Below are 17,169 nucleotides of genomic sequence, written 5' to 3'. Positions count from 1 at the left end.
GTGCCTGTGTCAATCCGACTTGCGGCACGGGGGTGGGAATCACCCCCGCCGGGGGGCCAATCACTCGCCGGCGATGGTCATGTTCTCGACCAGCCAGGAGCCGGTGAGGATATGCGAGCGGTGGTCCACATCCGCACCCACGGCCACCAGGTTCGCGTACATGTCACGCAAGTTGGCGGCGATGGTGATCTCTTCGACCGGATAGGCGATCTCGCCGTTCTCGACCCAGAAGCCCGAGGCACCCCGCGAATAGTCGCCAGTGATGATCGAGACGCCCTGCCCCATCACCTCGGTGACCAGCAGGCCGGTGCCCAGCTTTTTCAGCATGGCGGCGAAATCGTCGCCGCCATTCGCAACGATGAGGTTATGCACACCGCCCGCATTACCCGTGGATTGCAGGCCGAGCTTGCGCGCCGAGTAGCTGCCGAGGATGTAGCGCGAAAGCACGCCATCGACGATCAGCGGCGAATCCACCGTCGCGACACCTTCGGCATCGAACACGGAGGAGCCAAAGCCCCCGGGGATGAGCGGTTTCTCATCGATACGCATCCAGGACGGCAGCACCTGCTTGCCCACATGGTCGAGCAGGAAGCTGGAGCGGCGGTAAAGCGAGCCGCCGCTGACCGCACCCAGCAGATGACCGACCAGTGAGCGCGCGACCTCCGGGGCGAACAGCACAGGCGCCTGGCGTGTGCTCAGGCGGCGGGCATCCATGCGCGACAGGGTACGCTCGGCGGCCTTCCGGCCGATCGCGGCGGCATCCATGAACTTTCGGGCATCACGGACGCTGTCGTACCAGTAATCGCGCTGCATGCCCTCGTCGTCGCCAGCGATCAGCGCGACCGAGAGCGAATGACGGGTGCCACTTTCGCGGCCCAGGAAGCCATGCGAGTTGGCGTAAACGGACAGGCTCTGCCCAGCGCTGACGCTGGAACCATCCGAATTGGTGATACCCGGGATCGCGCGACCGCCATCCTCGACCTCGATGCCCAGGGCGATCGCCGTTTCCACGTCGACATCCCAGGGGTGCCAGAGGTCCAGATCCGGGAAGGCCGTGGCCATGCGGTCGGCATCGGCCAGGCCGGCGGCTGGGTCGTCCTCGGTGAAACGGGCGATGGCGCAAGCCTGATCGATCGTGGCCTGGATCGAATCCGGGTTCAGGTCGGCCGTGCTGGCCGAGCCCTTGCGCTGGCCGAAGAACACCGTGAGTGAGAACCCGCGGTCGCGGGTGTGCTCCACCGTCTCCACTTCGCCCAGGCGCACGTTTACGTTCAGGCCCACGTCCACGCTGGCCGAGACCTCGGCCTGGGTAGCGCCCGCGGCCCGGGCACGGCGGATCGTATCCTCGGCCAGGGTGGCGAGGCGGTCGAGGTCCTGCTGGCTGGTGTCGCGGGTGGAAACTTGGCTCACGTGGGCTTCCTGGGGGCTGGCGGTTAGAATGGCAGGCCGCAGGCGGCCGATGTCCCTAATGGGTCGATCTCTTAATGGGGTCGCGCCGCCCGAATCCAAAGCAACGCACCGCCCATGGTGCCATGGAAACCTTATGAGCATCCGTGTCGGCCTGTACCGTCACTTCAAGGGCATGCCCTACCGCGTGCTGGGCACCGCCCGGCATAGCGAAACCATGGAGGAGCTGGTCGTTTACCAGGCCCTCTACGCCGAGCACGGCCTGTGGGTTCGCCCCGCAGCCATGTTCGCTGAAACCGTTGAACACGAGGGCCGCGTGCAGCCACGCTTCGCCTTCGAAGGTGAGGAGGTACAGCCATGAGGCCCTGGGACGAACGCCCGCAGGATAAGGAAGACGAAGACGATTTCGGCCCGAGCCGCAGCGAACTCCGGCGCAACGCGCTGGACATGCTCAAGCTGGCCGGCCAGCTGGTGGAACTGCCGCCATCGCGCATTCCCAAGCTGAACCTGCCGGAAGATATCGTCGATGAGATCGGCCGCACGCGTAAGGTCACGGCGCATATCGCCCGCAAGCGCCAGCTGGCCTACCTGGCCAAGATGATGCGCCGGCACGGTGATGAGGCCTTTGCCGATGCCCGTGCCGCACTCGGTGAGGATCGTGATCGCCAGCGCCAGGAAGCCGCGCACATGCATCGCCTGGAGGCGGCGCGCGAGCGGTTGCTGGAAGGCGGCGATGTCGCGATGGGCGAGCTGTTCGACAAGCACCCGGAGCTGGATCGCCAGCACTTGCGCTCGCTGGTCCGCCAGGCACGTGCGGAGCGCGAGGCGAACAAGCCGCTGCACGCGTTCCGCGAGATCTACCGGATCCTCAAAGAACTCGAAGCCTCCGACGACTGATAGCCGCTCAATGCCGGCCGCTCAATACGGGATGTTGTAGGAGCGCGCTTGCGCGCGACAGGTCTTGCCGCGAGCACCCATCGCGCGCAAGCGCGCTCCTACAGGGATAAGCCGAGCCTGGGTCGCATGCAAAGAAAAGGGCGGTGGGTTTCCCCACCGCCCTTTCGTTTTACCGGGTGCTGCTTTTTACCAGCCGATGCCGAGTTCGAGGTGTTCCGGCTGAGCCTCGATCAGGCTTGAGCTCTGGTCGGAAACATCGTCGTACGCGAAACCGTACGCCTTGCCATTCACACCGTGCAGGTGCCAGAAGCGCGAATAGTAATTCGCCGGCGACTGCAGGTAGAACGAGCCCGAGTCCTTCCATTCACTCGTATCTTCCATGACGTGGCGGTTGAACGCGGCGCAGATCTGCGCTTCGAGCTGGCCTTCCACGCCCCACGGGTCGTTCGAGCGCGCCAGGGCGCCCTTGCCTTCCAGCACATCCTGCGTGGTCGGCTTCGACACGTTGAACAGCATGCCTTCGGCTTCGTCCGGCTCGTGCGTATCCGCCCAGTTCACATGGCGGAACACCAGCGTGCCATCGACCACGGTGCCTTCGAACTGCTTGGCACCGATCGTCATCTGCAGCACGTGGGACTGGTAGTACGTCCAGCTGCTGTCGATATACGCGTCGAAGTAATGCTCCTGCGGCTTGCCGGTATCGAACGCGTCCTTGCCCGGGGCGAGGATGCGGATCGGATCGGCATCGGCCAGCTGGAACTCGGCCGGCACTTCCTGGTTATACGCGGCAAAGATCTCCGCGCGGGTCTGGGTGATACCCGAGTTCACGTGGCGCGTCTTATTGCCGCCATACACATCCAGCGCAAGCGGGATCGAGAACTGATCCACCTGCGTGGTGTTGATGAACAGCGCATCGTTGTTCCAGGTGAACTCGTACCAGTCGTAGTACACGCCAATGTTCGGGTCGGTCGCATTCAGCGGATTGGGGCCCGCAAAACCGATCGAACCATCGGCGGCCTTCAGGATCTTGATGTACATCGGTTCACCGACGGACACGAAGATGCGGCCCGAATCCATCTTCGGCAGCTTCAGCAACTTGGCCTGGGCCAGGGTGAAGAAGTAGTTCGGATAGTTCTGGCCATTCTTGGTCAGGTGACCGGCGCCATCGTTGTCTTCTTCCTTCGCAGCGACGATCGTGCCATCCGGCTTCACCCACGAGAACACCTGAGTGGTCGGATCGCGGCCGATGACAGCGACGTAGACCTGCGCGTCGCTCCACTTGCCATTCGTGGCATTGCGTAGCTGGGTACCTATGAAGCCCGGATAGACGTCGTAGTTGAAGCCTTCCGACGGATCGCTACCGCCCGGCTGCTGCGGCTGGCCCGGATCGCTGCCATCCGACGTACCGGTGCCGTACACCTCCATCTCCCACAACGAATAGCCGTACTGCGTGTTACGGGTCTGGCCGTGCATACGCACGTAGCGTGCCGAAACCGGCGTGAAGGTGAGCGTTTCCACGCCACCGTTGCTACCGATCTTCGAGTCAGCGGTGTTCCACGACTGCCCGTCGAGCGACACCTCGATCAGGTAGTTCACGGCATGCGCGTTCTCCCACTTCAACACCACCTTGTTCACCGTCTTCACGGTGCCCAGGTCGACCTGCACCCACTCGTCGTTGGTGAACTCCGACGACCAGCGCGTGCCTTCATCACCATCGGTGACGTTGGCGGCCTTGAACGCCACCGGGTTCTCCGAGGACGACGCGAGCGCCGGCTGGTGGAGCGCCAGGTTGGTGTCGTTCGACACCGGCGGGGGCAACTGCTGGGCAGGCTGGGTCACGGCAAGCGCGGCAGGCTGGCTGATCGCACTGTGGCCCGTGGCATCCGTCGCCACCACATCATAGCTGCCCGCGTTGGCGAGCGAGGCCGTGAACGTATAGGCCGCCTGATTGGCGCCACCGACGGCGGCACCGTTGCGACGCCACTGGTAGCCCACGGTGCCGTTGGCCTTGACGCTGACCGCGAAGGTCACCGGCTGGCCCGCGGTCACGGACTGCGCCTGCGGCTGGCCGAGGAACATCGGCGCGGCGGCCGCGTACACCTCGAACTCATACAACGACACACCGTAGTCGGTGTTTTTCGCCGAGCTGGTCATGCGCACGTACTGTGCGGTAACCGCCGGGAAATCCACACGCTCCACGCCGCCCTTGCCGGCGATAGGCTGCGCGGTGACCGAGGTGAAGTTCGTACCATCGTTCGACACCTCGACGATATACGACGTCGAATGCGCGCGTTCCCAACGCAGGATCACGTGATCAAACGTCTTCGGCGCACCAAGGTCCAGGCGGATCCAGGCGGTGGGCTTGAAGTCCGAACCCCAACGCGTGGTGAAGCTGCTGTCCACTGCGCCCTTCGGGCCGAGGTAGCCGTCGTCTTCATTGCCGCTGGAGGTCGCGGTGGCGCCCACGGCGACGTTAACGCCACCCTGGCCATCACCTGGCGTACCCGGGCCATCCGGGTTATCCGGCTGCTGCGGGTCACCGTTGCCATTGCCCGGCTGCGTCGCCGTGCCCTGCTGCCATGCCGGCGGGTCGAAACCGTCGGTGGAGTTATCGACCGTCAGCACCGCAAGGTGGCTTTCGGTCATCAGGCCCTTGGCGCTGACCACGCGCACCTTGTACTGCGTGCCATTGTCCGCCGCGACGAGCGCGGGGGTGGCATAGGTGCCATCGGTGGACGATGCAGCAAACTCATCCGTGAACGTGCCATCGCCCTGCGGCAGGTGGCGGTACCAGTTGTAGGCCAGCGGGCCATCACCGGTGGCGGTCACGGTCAGGTGTGCCGAACGGCCCACACCCGCCTTGGTTGCCACGGGATCGGCGGTGATCGCCGGTGCCACGGCCGTGCTACCGGTCACGCATAGCGCGTGGGCCGGGTTGTTTTCCGCGACCAGACGGAACGTCGAACCATCCGACGCGACCTGGTACGCGTACTGCGTGTCGGTCGGGTCGTTGGTCGAGGTCCAGATCGTCCACGCCTGCGGGAACGCGTTCGTCGAGAGGTTCTGGCCCGACACGGCCAGCGCTTCATCGATCGTCGGCAGACGGGCACTGGCAGCCTTGCAGTCCGCGATCGCATTGGACTGCTTGTACTGCGCACCCTGGTCGGCCAGGCCGCGCTGGGCACGCTCCCAGGTCAGGCCACTGAAGTGGTCCACGACATGGTTGGTATCCTGCACGGTGTAGCGGTCGCCATCCTGGCAGCAGGTCGGCGAGTCATAGACTTCGAACTCGTAGAACGAGTAGCCGTAGTCGGTGGCACGCTTGATACCCTGCATGCGGACATAGCGGGCAGAAACGCGCGAGTCGGTCATGTCCTCGGTACCACCGAGGCTGGTGTCGTTCTCGTGCCAGTCCTTGTAGCCCGTGTCCTTGTCGTTCGAGTACTGGATCTTGTACTGCGCGGCGTGGGCGTTTTCCCACTTGATCACCACGCGGTTGAACGAGCGCACGGCACCGAGATCCACCGTAAACCACGCCGCGTCGTTCTTCTGCTCCGACGCCCAGCGCGTGCCCTTCTCATCACCATCGACCGCACCGGCGGATGGCGTGCCCTGCACGTTCTCCACGCCGCTGGCGTAGGTCACCTTCTGGCGGGCCAGGTTCGCACCCGGGGGAGCCAGGGTCAGCACCGCCGCATTACTCGTCGCGGCTGCCGTATCACCCAGGATATTGGTGACCACGACCTGGTAGTTGCCCACGTCGCTAAGGCTCACATTGGGAACATCGAGCGTGACACTATCGTCGCCGACCGGCTGGCCGTCGTGCGTCCACTTGTAGTGGAACGGCGACGAACCGGCGACGGACACGGTGAACTGGGCCGACTGGCCCGGGTTCGCACGCACGTTACCCGGCTGGCCGGTGATCTCCGGCCGGCGTGCGGCATTCACCGTGAGGTGAGCCGGCGTGGAAGGCGTATCGCCGAGCGGGTTCGACACCACGACCGCGTAGTCGACGTTGCCGTCGGCGGCGGTCAGTACCGGCGTATCGAACGTCGGGCTGTTGGCACCGGCAATCGCCGTGTTGCCGCGCATCCACTGGTAGGTCACCTTCGGTGAACCCGTGGCCACGACCGCGAAGTGCGCCTGCTGGCCCACGTCGACGCTCTGGGCGACCGGCTGCTGGCTGATGACCACCTGTTGCGCATTGAACACGCGGAGGATGCCGGGCTTCGATTCCTGATCACCCTTTGCGTTGTGGACCACTACCGTGTACGACGCGCCATCGTCGGTCGCTGTGGAAGCTGCCGTGGTGTAGCTGGCGGCGTTTGCGCCCGGGATGTCCTGGCCATCGCGCTTCCAGGAGAAGCTCAGCGGCGCTTCGCCCGTCGCGGTCACCGAGAAGTGCCCCGGGAAGCCCTGGGTCACGTCGTCTTCGATCGGGTCGGCGATGATGGCCGGCGGACCCGACGCACCCTGCGACACCTTCGGCACGGCGACGATGTTGAACGACGCGTTGCCTGGCAGGAGGCCGGCGGCGGTCGCGGTGACGGTGACCGTACCCGTATCGAACTTCGTGCGCAGGGCGATCTTCTGCAGCCCGCCTTCGAACTTCAGCTCATGGTCGCCCGGCGAGTGGTAACCGTGGATCGGCTCTTCCGTGCCATCACCGTTCATGGTGTGGCCGCCGGCCCAGTCGACCAGCTGCTGCGTACCACCCTGGTAGGTGACCAGCGAAGCACCACCCGTGACTTCGAAGTTCACGTTGATGTCCGAACCCACCGGCACCGTATTGCCATCCTTATCAACGACGCGGGCCACGATGAACGCGGCATCCGAACCGTTGGCGGTGATCGCGAACGCGGTGCCATCCGGTTTCACCAGCTCCGGCATGGCCGAAAGTTCGATGTGGTCGGCCTTGCCTGCGGTCGTCAGCGAATCCTGCACCGGCGCACCGTTGGCATCGTCCACGACGGCACCCAGCGCATCGATGCACTGTGCGGTGGCCGTGCCGGACTGCCAGGTAAGGTTCCAGTGGACCTGGCCCGGAAGACCGGTGGTCTTCTGCGCCTGCGCCGAACCCTTGATATGGCCCGTGTCCGGATCCTTGCCTGCGTTTTCGACGTCGTAGCTCGCCTGGTCGATCGAGTCCCAGTTGTTCGGCTTCTGGTCGCTACCCTGCGGCACACCATTCACCAGCAGGCGCACGGCCGGGCAGTTACTGAACGCATTGACCTGGATATCGCCGGTGCGATTCCAGTGATGCGCCAGCTTGACCACCGGTTTCACTTCGAACGGCGTCCACACCGACTGGTAGATGTAATACATCATCCGCGGGAAACGGTTCTGGTCGACCATGGAGCTGCCGATGGAGCGGACGTTGTGCACGAACTGCTTCTCGCCGGTGTCCTTGGCGATCGAGAAGTGGGTCGCGTCCTCAGTGCCCTCATCGAACTCGATGGTTTCACCTGGCGTATCGGCGAAATACCACTGCGCCATGCCGAAGGTGCCCGCCTTGCGGCCCTTCGAATACGGCACGAGGTAGTTCAGCGCATACGAGAGCTCGTAGTCGAACGCGTGGCGCTGTGAGCCGATGCCCCAGTATTCCGCACCCCATGCGGGCTTGTTCGGGAACTGCTGGTGCACGCCCTCTTCGCAACCGGCCTTGCTGCAGCTGAGGATGTCGCCGTTCGCCGGATCCGGGGAACGGTCGGCAGCGGCGCGCGGTGCGATGCTGTCCCAGTTGCGGGCCATGTTGCGCAGCTCGACCGCGAAGTTCGTGTCCATCTTGCCGTTGTCGGATTCCCACGCGAGGATCGACGGGTGGTTACGGTCACGGATCACGAGATCGCGATGCAGTTCGCGCTTGATGTTCCACATGTTCACGCAGACATCGTCACCGGCGGCGCAACGGTTGGAGAACCCGTTCTCGCCATCGCCGCTGGGCTGCACGATGAACACGCCCAGCGCATCCGCCGCCTCGACGAACTCGGGGCTGGAGGGCGAATGGCCTGGGCGCCACAGGTTGCCACCGGCGGCGGCAAGCTGCTGCAGGTCACGCCACTGCTGCTCTTCCGGCACGGATGAACCGAGCGCGGGGTAGTCGTAGCGGCCTGATGCGCCCCACGTGTACTGCTTTTTGCCGTTGATGTACGGGAAATCCTTGTCCCAGGTGATCACGCGGATGCCGAGCGGACTCTGCTTCGCATCGACCACCGTGCCATCGATGCTGACCGTATGCAGCACCTTGTACATGTACGGCTTGCCGTAAATGCTGTTGTTCGGGTACCACAGCGTCGGGCTGTTCACCGTCAGCTTTTCGTCGAAGATCGGCGTCGCGTCGGATGGCGCGACATGCGGCGCCAGCTGCTTCTGCACCTGTTCCGAGGCGACGACCTTGCCGCTGGCGTCGACGATCTGGGTGGTCAGCATGACCGTGACCGGGACTTCGCGGTCGTTCACGACATTCGTCTGCACGCGGACCACGGCACTCTTGTGGTCATCGGTGAGCGATTCGGTACCGACGTAGGTGCCCCAGGTGTTCTGCCCGGCGTAGACGTTCTCCGGGATGTGCACGAGGTTGGTGACGTGCAGTTTTACCGGACGGAACAAGCCGGCTTCCGCCTGGCCGAAACGGAACGAACCCGAGAAACCCGGGTCCTGGAAGAAGCCACCGCCGCCGCGGCTCACCTTCACCGCGATCACGTCGGTGCCGTCGTACTTCAGGTATGGCGTGAGGTCGACGATGTGCGGCAGGAAGCCGATCACGTGCGTCGCATTGGCATCCACCTGGCCGGGCTGGTTCAGCGCGCCGGTACCGGGGATGAAGCGGCCGTTGATGTACACGCGGTCGCCCGTGTGCGCACCTTCGAACTCGACCATGACCTTGCGGCCCTGATAGCTCGCGCTGTCCTTCAGGGTCGTGCGGTACCAGCTGGTTTCACCATCCAGGCTGCCCTGGCCGCCGCCAGACTCCTGGTTGATGAAGGTGGTGAAGTCATTCGCGGCATGTGGGATGCCGACGGTTTCCCACTGTGAATCATTGAAGTTCACGGCGGCGCCATCGTCCCCGTTCGGGACGGCGGCGTGACCGGCCTGGTTCTGGTACTGCTTGATGTATTTCCACGGCTGAGCGCCGAGGTTCACATCCACGCGATCGGAAGGCGCGAGGCTGACAGCGTGTGCCGTCACCGTCGCACCAAGGCATAGCACCGCGAGCACGGCGGATAACCGTGTTCGCCTTGCATGCCCCGGGGGTGCTGCGGGGTGCATTGTCATGGAGGAAGTCCCCTGTGGGTTGGCCCGTTAGCAGCGGCGTTCCGCGCACGCACGACGGCGCCGGCCGGCGCATGCGCCAGCCGTTCTTTCGTCGTTTCGTGATGAGGGGAAAGTCAAATTCCCGCCACGCGCCAAGGGGCCGTGGCATGGATATCTAGCCGTCCATACGCCGTCTGCGGCGCGGATCATCGCGCCGCAGCAATGACGACCACAATACTAAAGTGCACTCTAAGCGCAGCTTTTTACACCGTACGCTTGCGTTCCGTGACGTGAGTCGCGCTTGTTCTACAAAGGCCGGTTTCGTCCAAGACCCGATATATCTGTAGGTCAGGAGGCGGTGCCGCCTACGGTCATCGCATCGACGCGCAGCGTCGGCTGGCCGACACCGACCGGCACGCTCTGGCCATCCTTGCCGCAAACACCTACGCCCTCATCAAGGGCAAGATCGTTGCCGATCATGGAGACGCGGGTCAGTACTTCCGGGCCGGCGCCCACCAGGGTGGCACCCTTCACCGGGCGCGTGACCTTGCCGTCTTCGATGAGGTACGCCTCGCTGGCGGAGAAGACGAACTTGCCGTTGGTGATATCGACCTGGCCGCCGCCAAAGTTCACCGCATAGAGGCCTTTCTTGACCGAACGGATGATTTCTTCGGGATCGCGGTTGCCGGCGAGCATGTACGTATTGGTCATGCGCGGCATCGGCAGCTGGGCGAAGGATTCGCGGCGGCCATTACCGGTGGACTTCACGCCCATCAGGCGGGCGTTGAGCTTGTCCTGCATGTAACCCTTGAGGATGCCGTTCTCAATCAGCGTGGTGCACTCGGTCGGCGTCCCTTCGTCGTCGATGCTGAGCGACCCGCGGCGGCCCGGCAAGGTGCCGTCATCGACCACGGTGACGCCCTCGGCGGCGACGCGCTGGCCGATGCGGCCGGCGAACGCCGAGCTTCCCTTGCGGTTGAAGTCACCCTCGAGACCATGACCGATCGCTTCGTGCAAAAGCACACCGGGCCAGCCGGGGCCGAGCACGACGGTCATCGTGCCGGCAGGCGCGTCGACAGCGTCGAGGTTCACCAGGGCCTGGCGTACGGCTTCTTCGGCGAACGCGTGGGCTCGGCCATTCTCCAGCAGCTCACGGTAGCCGTAACGTCCACCGCCGCCCGAGTGACCCTGCTCACGACGGCCACCCTGCTCGGCGATCACCTGTACGTTCAGGCGCACCAGCGGGCGCACGTCGGCGGCCAGGGTGCCATCGGAACCAGCGATCAGGATCGTGTCCATGGTAGCGGCAAGACTCACCACTACCTGCTTGACGCGCGGATCGCGCGAGCGGGCGTAAGCGTCCACCTCGCGCAGCAGCGCGATCTTTTCCTCGTTGGGCAGGCTCTCCACCGGGTCGATGGCCGGGTACAGGCCGCGGCCACTGGCGATGGCCAGCGGCGTGCCCACACCGTTGCCGCCCTGAGCGATGGCGCGTGCGGCGCGCGAGGCCTCGAGCAGCTGCGGCAGCACGATTTCGTCTGAGTACGAAAAGCCGGTTTTCTCGCCCGAGATGGCGCGGACACCCACGCCCTGCTCGATAGAGTGGCTGCCGTCCTTCACGATGCCCTCTTCCAGCACCCAGGATTCGCTGCGCGAATGCTGGAAGTACAGGTCCGCCGCATCGATGGACGGGCCCATCAGCTGGGAGAACACGCGGTCGAGGTCGGTGGAAGCGAGGCCGCCCGGGGTGAGCAGGCGCCGTTCGGCGAGGGAGATCAGGGAATCCATCAAGGCTGCCGGTGTGTAGACGAGTAGAACCCCGAGATGGGGCCGCAAGGGGCCAGCTTAAACCCCGGCGCCCCGGCTGGCGAATGCTAGGATGCCCCTGCACACCAAGGGAAAGGGTAAACCGATGAGTCAGGGGAAGAAGCGGGCGTTCGCCCGCCGGGTGGCCACCGCGCCTGCGCGGCGGGCCGAAGTCGTGGTCGATGAAACGGTGGACCTGCTCCACCGCAGCGGGGAGCTCAAGCCCGGCAAAGCCATGGTCAGCAGCGCCATCACGGTGTCACTGGGCATCCTGTCGCTGCTGGCGGTAATCGCCTTCCATTTCCCGGAGTACCTCACCACGCCTGACCTGCGCCACAAGTACTCAGTGGACGTGCTGCGCCAGCTGCTTCTGGGTGCACTCCTGATCGCCGGCGGCCTTTCTCTCGCCAATATCATCCTGAATCGCCAGCGCAACCTGAACATCGGCGCATTCGTGCTGGTGCTCGTGGCAGTGGCCCTGGGCGGCAACCGGGTGCCGGTGGGCAGCTTCCCCGACCACACGCCTTATATCGGCCTGGACTGGTTCATCCTCGACCTGCTCGGGTCGACGTTGATCTTCGTGGTGCTGGAGAAACTCTTTCCACTCTATAAGGGGCAATCGCTGTTCCGCTTCGAGTGGCAGACCGACATGAAGCACTTCGCGGTGAACCACTTCATCGTGGGCCTCGCGCTGCTGATCGTTAACTACCTCATCCACCATGCGTTCGGCTGGCTGGTGAACAGCGATTTCCAGCGCATGGTGGCGTCCATCTGGTTCGTGCCGCAGCTGTTGCTCTGCATCCTGGTCGCCGACATGGCCCAGTACTGGACCCACCGGGCGTACCACGAGGTGCCGTTCCTGTGGCGCTTCCACTCGGTGCACCACAGCGTGAAGACCATGGACTGGCTGGCCGGCTCACGCCAGCACATGCTGGAACTGATCTTCACCCGCGTCGCCGTGCTCGCACCCCTCTACGTGCTGGGCTTCAGCGAGGCCGTGATGAACGCGTACATCATCGTGGTCGGCTTCCAGGCGGTATTCAACCACGCCAACGTGCACCTGCCGTGGGGGCCGCTGCGCTACCTGATCGTCACCCCCGATTTCCACCACTGGCACCACGCCTCGGATGACGAGGCGATCGACAAGAACTACGCCGCGCACTACGCCTTCCTCGATTACCTGTTCGGCACTGCCGTGAAATCGAAGAAGACGTTCCCGGAGAAATACGGCGTGGTTGGCGATTACATGCCAGATGGCTTCGTGAAGCAGCAGCTGTTCCCGTTCCGAAAGGCGAACAAAACCTGATGTGGATTCAGGCGCGCGCAGGTTTCACGCGGCGCTTCGTCGACGCACTTTTCGGAGGACGCATTTCCAGCGCAGCCAGGGGCACGATCGCGGCTAAAACATCCGCGATCGCTGGGCGGACCATGGCACGTTCATAGCCATCCTGAAGCCCCGTCCAGAAGTCTTCGGAGTGGCCAAAAAAGCGCGACAAGCGCAGGCCGGTATCGACTGTAATGGCGCGGCGGCCAGCGATGATCTCGCCGATGCGGGCAGCGGGTACGCCAATGGCTTTCGCGAGCCGGTACTTCGTGATGCACATAGGGGTGAGAAACTCCTCCTGGAGAATTTCGCCCGGGTGCGGATAAGGAACTTCGCGAGTCACCTACTTACCTCCTAGTGATAGTCGACGATGCGAACGTGATGTGTGTGTCCATTGCGCCAGGCGAACACCACTCGGAACGACTTGATCATGACTAGTATCGCCGCTCGATATTAACGAGAAGCGATAATAAATTCAAGGCAAGTCGCCTACTGTCGGGCGACAGGGGAATTTCGTGTAGGAGAACCGCGCGTCCGCGAGGATGCCACCGCCATCGGCGGGGCATCCGTTATTTGGCGGGAGGGGTGGCCGTCGACGGGAGACCTTTGTCGATCGGGGTGAAGATGGGCTTATCCCAGGTGCCGGTGACGTGGTAGCGCTTGCGCGCGGCCTGATTGAGGCCGTGGCCGAGGATGCCCTGCACGGCGAGGCCCGCGGCGGCGCCGACGGGGCCGCCGGCGAGCGCACCAACGATCGGCAGGCTGTTGCCGAGATGCGGTACGACCAGTACTTCCTGGTCGTAATCACGGGCCTTGAGGCCGGCACGACCGGTGATCGAGATTTCCGCCGCGGGTGCGCGGATCTTCAGGTCCTGCGTGCTCGCGTTGCCATTCGCGAAGCGGAAGTTGCCGGTGATCGAATCAAACCCGAAGCCCTTGCCGAGCACGTCACCGAAGTCGAGCGCCATGCGCCGCGGCAGTTCGGTGATCGAAACCAGGCCAAACAGGCGACCCACGCCCGGCTGTACTTCGAGAATACGGCCATTGGCGACGTCGATCTTGAGCGTGCCATCCATGTTCACCAGGGCCAGTGCGGAGGGACCGTCTGGCCAGGTCGCATCGAGGCGCGCCTCCGTGCGTCCGCCGGACATGATGCCAGCGAAGCCCAGTGCATCGAGCATGCGCGCGACGTCTTCGGAGGCGAAGTCCATCGAAAGATGCGTGTGGCTATTTTTTTCATCGCCATTCCAGTCACCCGTCGCGGTGATCTGCACGTTCTTCGACTGCGCACGCAATTGGTCCACATGCAGGCCTTCGTCGGTAGGCCAGGTTTCGAGGCGCGCTTCGCCCAGGCGCGCCTTACCCAGACGCATATCACTGACCTGCAGGTGCAAGGGCGGCAAGCTGGACGGCGCAACGCCGGCTTCGTTCGAGTCGGCGGCCTTCTTGCCACCGTTCTCCTTTGCCTCGTCGGCATGCGCGACGGTCACCGCCGCCGTCGCGGCCTGCCCTGCCGCCGCACGACCTTTCTTCGCGGCATCGGCGGTGTCATCGGCCGATGGCCAGTACAGCCGATCCATGCGCGCGGTGATGCCGCGACGGCGCAGGTCCTCGTTCGGTACCGTCATGGCGCCGGCCAGGCCGTCGCTATCCACGCGCAGGCTCAGCTCACGCGGGCCGGGGCGCGCCACGATGTGCATGTTGTTGAAATGCTGGCCGAACACTTCAGCATCATCGGTGGTGAGGTCCAGCCCGGTCAGGCCAGGTCCGGTGGAGCCCGTCGAGAGACCCACGACATACTGCACCCATCCGGAGACATCCAGCTTCGCGGCGTGGCCGCTAAAAAGGTAACCCTGCGCGGGCATGACGTCAGGCGCCGTGGTGCCGAGGTTGAAGGCGGCGGCGATCGGCGTGTTGTTCTTGCTGTTCGGCAGGCGCAGCCGGCCGCGGACGATGTCGCCCAATGCGAGATCCAGACGCGCGCCATCTATCGGCAGTGCAAGACGTACGGACAAGGGCAGCGCCTGTGTCGCCGGCTTCTTCACGGGCGTCGGCATCAGCATCTCGACGCCACGCAGGTCCGAATCCACGCTCAGCAACTGGCTCAATTCACCCTTGTCGCCCGCGCGGGTAAGGTCGAAGCCGACGCGGAAGTTGCCGCGGCCCTTGGCAATAGCGCCAAGCCACTTCAGGTCGGCGTAGTCGGCGACCATCTCGTCGACCGTGAACGCACCGATGACACCGGCGCTCAAGACCTTCGACGGATCTCCCGTTCCACCGGCAATGGTGAGATCCAGGTCGGCGGGCTGACCGTGGAATTGCGTTTTCAGGCCCTTCGCCGTGAAGCCTTTGCCATCGAAGCTCATCGGGCCGGTGATCTTGTCCAGGCGCAGCTTCCACGCATCGGCAACAAGGTCGGCATCCTTGATCGTGGCCCGTCCCTCGAGCGTGAAGTCTTTCGAATCCTTCAGCGGCAGGAGCATGTTGAAACCGAACTCGCCGGTGCCGCCGAGCTTGAGCTGGTCGATTTCCGCACGGCTGCTACTGGCGATCGGGCTGTTCTTGATGAAATCGAGGAAGCTGCCACCCGTGCCCGCACCACTCACGCGCAGGTCGAGCATGCCCTCGCCGAAATCGGCGATGTTGGCGGTCGCCGAGCTGACGGCGGTGCCCAGCGAATGGCCTTCGCTGGCATCGATGAACATGCCGTTGTCGACGAAATTGGCGACGACGGTGACCCCTTCGGCCTTCGGCCAACCCGTACCGTAATCGAGGACCAGGTCGTCGATAAGCGCGCGCGCTTCGAAGCGACCTTCCTGGTTCTTGAATGGAAACTCGCGCAGGTTGCCGCGGATCATTGCCGAACCACCGGCGATATGGCCCGACACCAGCCCTCGGTTGAGCCAGTTCTGCGCGCTCTCGGACATGGAATGGATCGGCCAGAACAGCTTGGCGGCGGGAACGTCACCTTCGCCGAGCGCTACGTACATATCGATGAACGGCCCGCTATCACCCGGCGGCAACACCAGCTCGCCACGCGCCTGGCCGCCATAGCCTTCACCGCGGAAATCGATCGCATCGACACCGATGTGCCAACCGCTTTCATCATTGAAGACGGCGACATCGCCGCCCAGCGCGGACATGACGAAGGGCTTGCGGAACACGCCCGTGGCATCGATGGTCGTCGCCTGCGTCGGCAAGCTGAGGACAAGCGCCTCGTGGTCACCGAAGACTTCGCCCGCGAGCGAGGAAAGGCCGGGCAGCTTTCCGCTCGCGTCGATGCCGAGCCCCGAGAACGCCGCGTGCGCGAATTGCAGCCCGTCCACCGAATTCCAATCCGCGCGCAACTGATCGAAGCGGCCGTGCGGCCTGCCTTCGCCCAGCCAGCGCGCCAGCGCGGGCGACACCTGTGGCAGCAGACCTGCCCACGGCAGGAGGGGCGCGAGTTCGAGCTTGCGCGCGACAACCGAACCTTCACTCCGATCACCGTTCGTGCGCAGGACGATGGCGGCATCGCTGCCATCGCGGCCGGCCCAGTCGATACGCTGGCCGTTCGCAAAACGATGCACATCGATGATGCCGTGCAAGCCCGAGGTCTTGACCGTGCGGGTTGGGCCGCGCACGGCGAGGTTATCGAGATCGAGGCTGGACGTCGCCCGCACCACGTGCGCGTCGCGCCAGTCCAGCCACGTTTCGAAACGACCCTTGCCACCCGCAAGCGCGTAACCACCCGCCTCGAAGTCACCCGTGAGCGCGGCGAAGTCGACGTCCACCCCCTTCACGTACACCTTGCCGCTGGAGCCATCCGCGGCGAAGCGGCCCGCGGCGGAAAGCAGCCCGCTGGCGTTTTCTCGGCGCAAGCTGCCGCCGACGCGGACGACCTGGCCTTGCAGGCTAAGACGCAACTGATCCGCGACGAGTCCGAAGTTGTGATCCGTGGTTTCGTCCGCGATGTCGATATGGGTATGGGCGAGCCACAGGTCCACCGACATGTTGCCGAACGAGACCTTTTGGGTCGTGCCGCCGGCGGCGAATCCGTCGATGCTCCAGCGCCCATCCGGCGCGCGGCGCAGGCCAAGGCGCAGGTCCTGCAGGCGCAGGTTGATCAGGTGCCGCGAGGGCAGCACCAGGCCGCCGAAGTCGAGCTTGACCGCCGCCTGCGGCAGGCGCAGCGCGGGCGAACCCGGTTCGCCGCCGATGCTGACATCGCGCATGACGAAGAGCGGACCGGTCGGTCGCCAGAAGCCCTCGAGCGAGGCGAACTGCACGGGCTTGTGCAGCTTCTCGCTAAGCAGGGCCGCGACGCGCGCAGGGTAGCGCGCCGCCAGTGGCAGCAAGAGCTGGCCTAGCGCCATGACCACGGCGAGCGCGACCAGCACGCTCCCGACCAGGCCCAACAGGAAGAACCGCAGGCGTCGTGCGCGATGGCGCCAGGTGGGTGTCACCGGCGTCCCGTTTCGCGGAGGGCGCATGTGTAGCGC

The 17,169-nt window shown here is 64.5% G+C and carries 8 protein-coding genes; 3 read left to right on the top strand and 5 right to left on the bottom strand.

Going from position 1 to position 17,169, the window contains the following annotated elements; genetic code table 11:
• Positions 1–60 precede the first annotated feature (60 nt).
• Positions 61–1,410, bottom strand: coding sequence for a metalloprotease PmbA (gene pmbA, locus VGN46_RS03570; RefSeq protein ID WP_331640704.1), 1,350 nt, complete (start codon positions 1,408–1,410; stop codon positions 61–63).
• Positions 1,411–1,543: 133 nt separating this feature from the next.
• Here pmbA and VGN46_RS03565 point away from each other — a divergent pair, with 133 nt between their 5' ends.
• Both VGN46_RS03565 and yjgA read left to right on the top strand, forming a co-directional pair.
• Positions 1,544–1,768, top strand: a complete 225-nt coding sequence (locus VGN46_RS03565) for a DUF1653 domain-containing protein (protein ID WP_331640702.1) — start codon at positions 1,544–1,546, stop codon at positions 1,766–1,768.
• The gene (gene yjgA / locus VGN46_RS03560; RefSeq protein ID WP_331640700.1) at positions 1,765–2,304 is read left to right on the top strand and encodes a ribosome biogenesis factor YjgA; all 540 of its coding nucleotides are present in this window, start codon (positions 1,765–1,767) and stop codon (positions 2,302–2,304) included. The genes VGN46_RS03565 and yjgA overlap by 4 nt, the downstream gene beginning before the upstream one ends.
• A 186-nt stretch (positions 2,305–2,490) precedes the next feature.
• On the opposite strand, the gene VGN46_RS03555 is transcribed toward yjgA, so the two are convergent.
• Both VGN46_RS03555 and tldD read right to left on the bottom strand, forming a co-directional pair.
• Positions 2,491–9,579 (bottom strand): beta-1,3-glucanase family protein, encoded by a 7,089-nt coding sequence (locus VGN46_RS03555; protein WP_331640698.1) that lies wholly within the window; start codon positions 9,577–9,579, stop codon positions 2,491–2,493.
• A 327-nt stretch (positions 9,580–9,906) separates the two neighbouring features.
• The gene (tldD, locus tag VGN46_RS03550; protein WP_414675211.1) at positions 9,907–11,346 is read right to left on the bottom strand and encodes a metalloprotease TldD; all 1,440 of its coding nucleotides are present in this window, start codon (positions 11,344–11,346) and stop codon (positions 9,907–9,909) included.
• A gap of 124 nt (positions 11,347–11,470) precedes the next feature.
• On the opposite strand from tldD, the gene VGN46_RS03545 reads away from it, so the two are divergent.
• Positions 11,471–12,670: a sterol desaturase family protein gene (locus tag VGN46_RS03545; RefSeq protein ID WP_331640694.1), complete on the top strand. Its 1,200-nt coding sequence runs from the start codon at positions 11,471–11,473 to the stop codon at positions 12,668–12,670.
• Between the two features lie 7 nt (positions 12,671–12,677).
• On the opposite strand, the gene VGN46_RS03540 is transcribed toward VGN46_RS03545, so the two are convergent.
• Positions 12,678–13,031, bottom strand: a complete 354-nt coding sequence (locus VGN46_RS03540) for a HigA family addiction module antitoxin (RefSeq protein ID WP_331640693.1) — start codon at positions 13,029–13,031, stop codon at positions 12,678–12,680.
• A gap of 226 nt (positions 13,032–13,257) precedes the next feature.
• Entirely contained in the window at positions 13,258–17,160 is a 3,903-nt protein-coding gene (locus VGN46_RS03535; RefSeq protein WP_331640691.1) for a YhdP family protein, read from the bottom strand.
• Between the last annotated feature and the right edge of the window lie 9 nt (positions 17,161–17,169).

The sequence above is a fragment of the Luteibacter sp. genome (assembly GCF_036500425.1).
Classification (GTDB): Bacteria; Pseudomonadota; Gammaproteobacteria; order Xanthomonadales; family Rhodanobacteraceae; genus Luteibacter.
Note: the sequence above shows the minus strand (reverse complement) of the source record. Positions and strands in the feature narration are given on the sequence as shown.

Excerpts from the sequence above, each read along its gene's own strand:
- VGN46_RS03535 (WP_331640691.1), bottom strand. The coding sequence starts at position 17,160 with ATGCGCCCTCCGCGAAACGGGACGCCGGTGACACCCACCTGGCGCCAT.
- VGN46_RS03565 (WP_331640702.1), top strand. The coding sequence starts at position 1,544 with ATGAGCATCCGTGTCGGCCTGTACCGTCACTTCAAGGGCATGCCCTAC.
- tldD (WP_414675211.1), bottom strand. The coding sequence starts at position 11,346 with ATGGATTCCCTGATCTCCCTCGCCGAACGGCGCCTGCTCACCCCGGGC.
- yjgA (WP_331640700.1), top strand. The coding sequence starts at position 1,765 with ATGAGGCCCTGGGACGAACGCCCGCAGGATAAGGAAGACGAAGACGAT.
- VGN46_RS03555 (WP_331640698.1), bottom strand. The coding sequence starts at position 9,579 with ATGACAATGCACCCCGCAGCACCCCCGGGGCATGCAAGGCGAACACGG.
- VGN46_RS03545 (WP_331640694.1), top strand. The coding sequence starts at position 11,471 with ATGAGTCAGGGGAAGAAGCGGGCGTTCGCCCGCCGGGTGGCCACCGCG.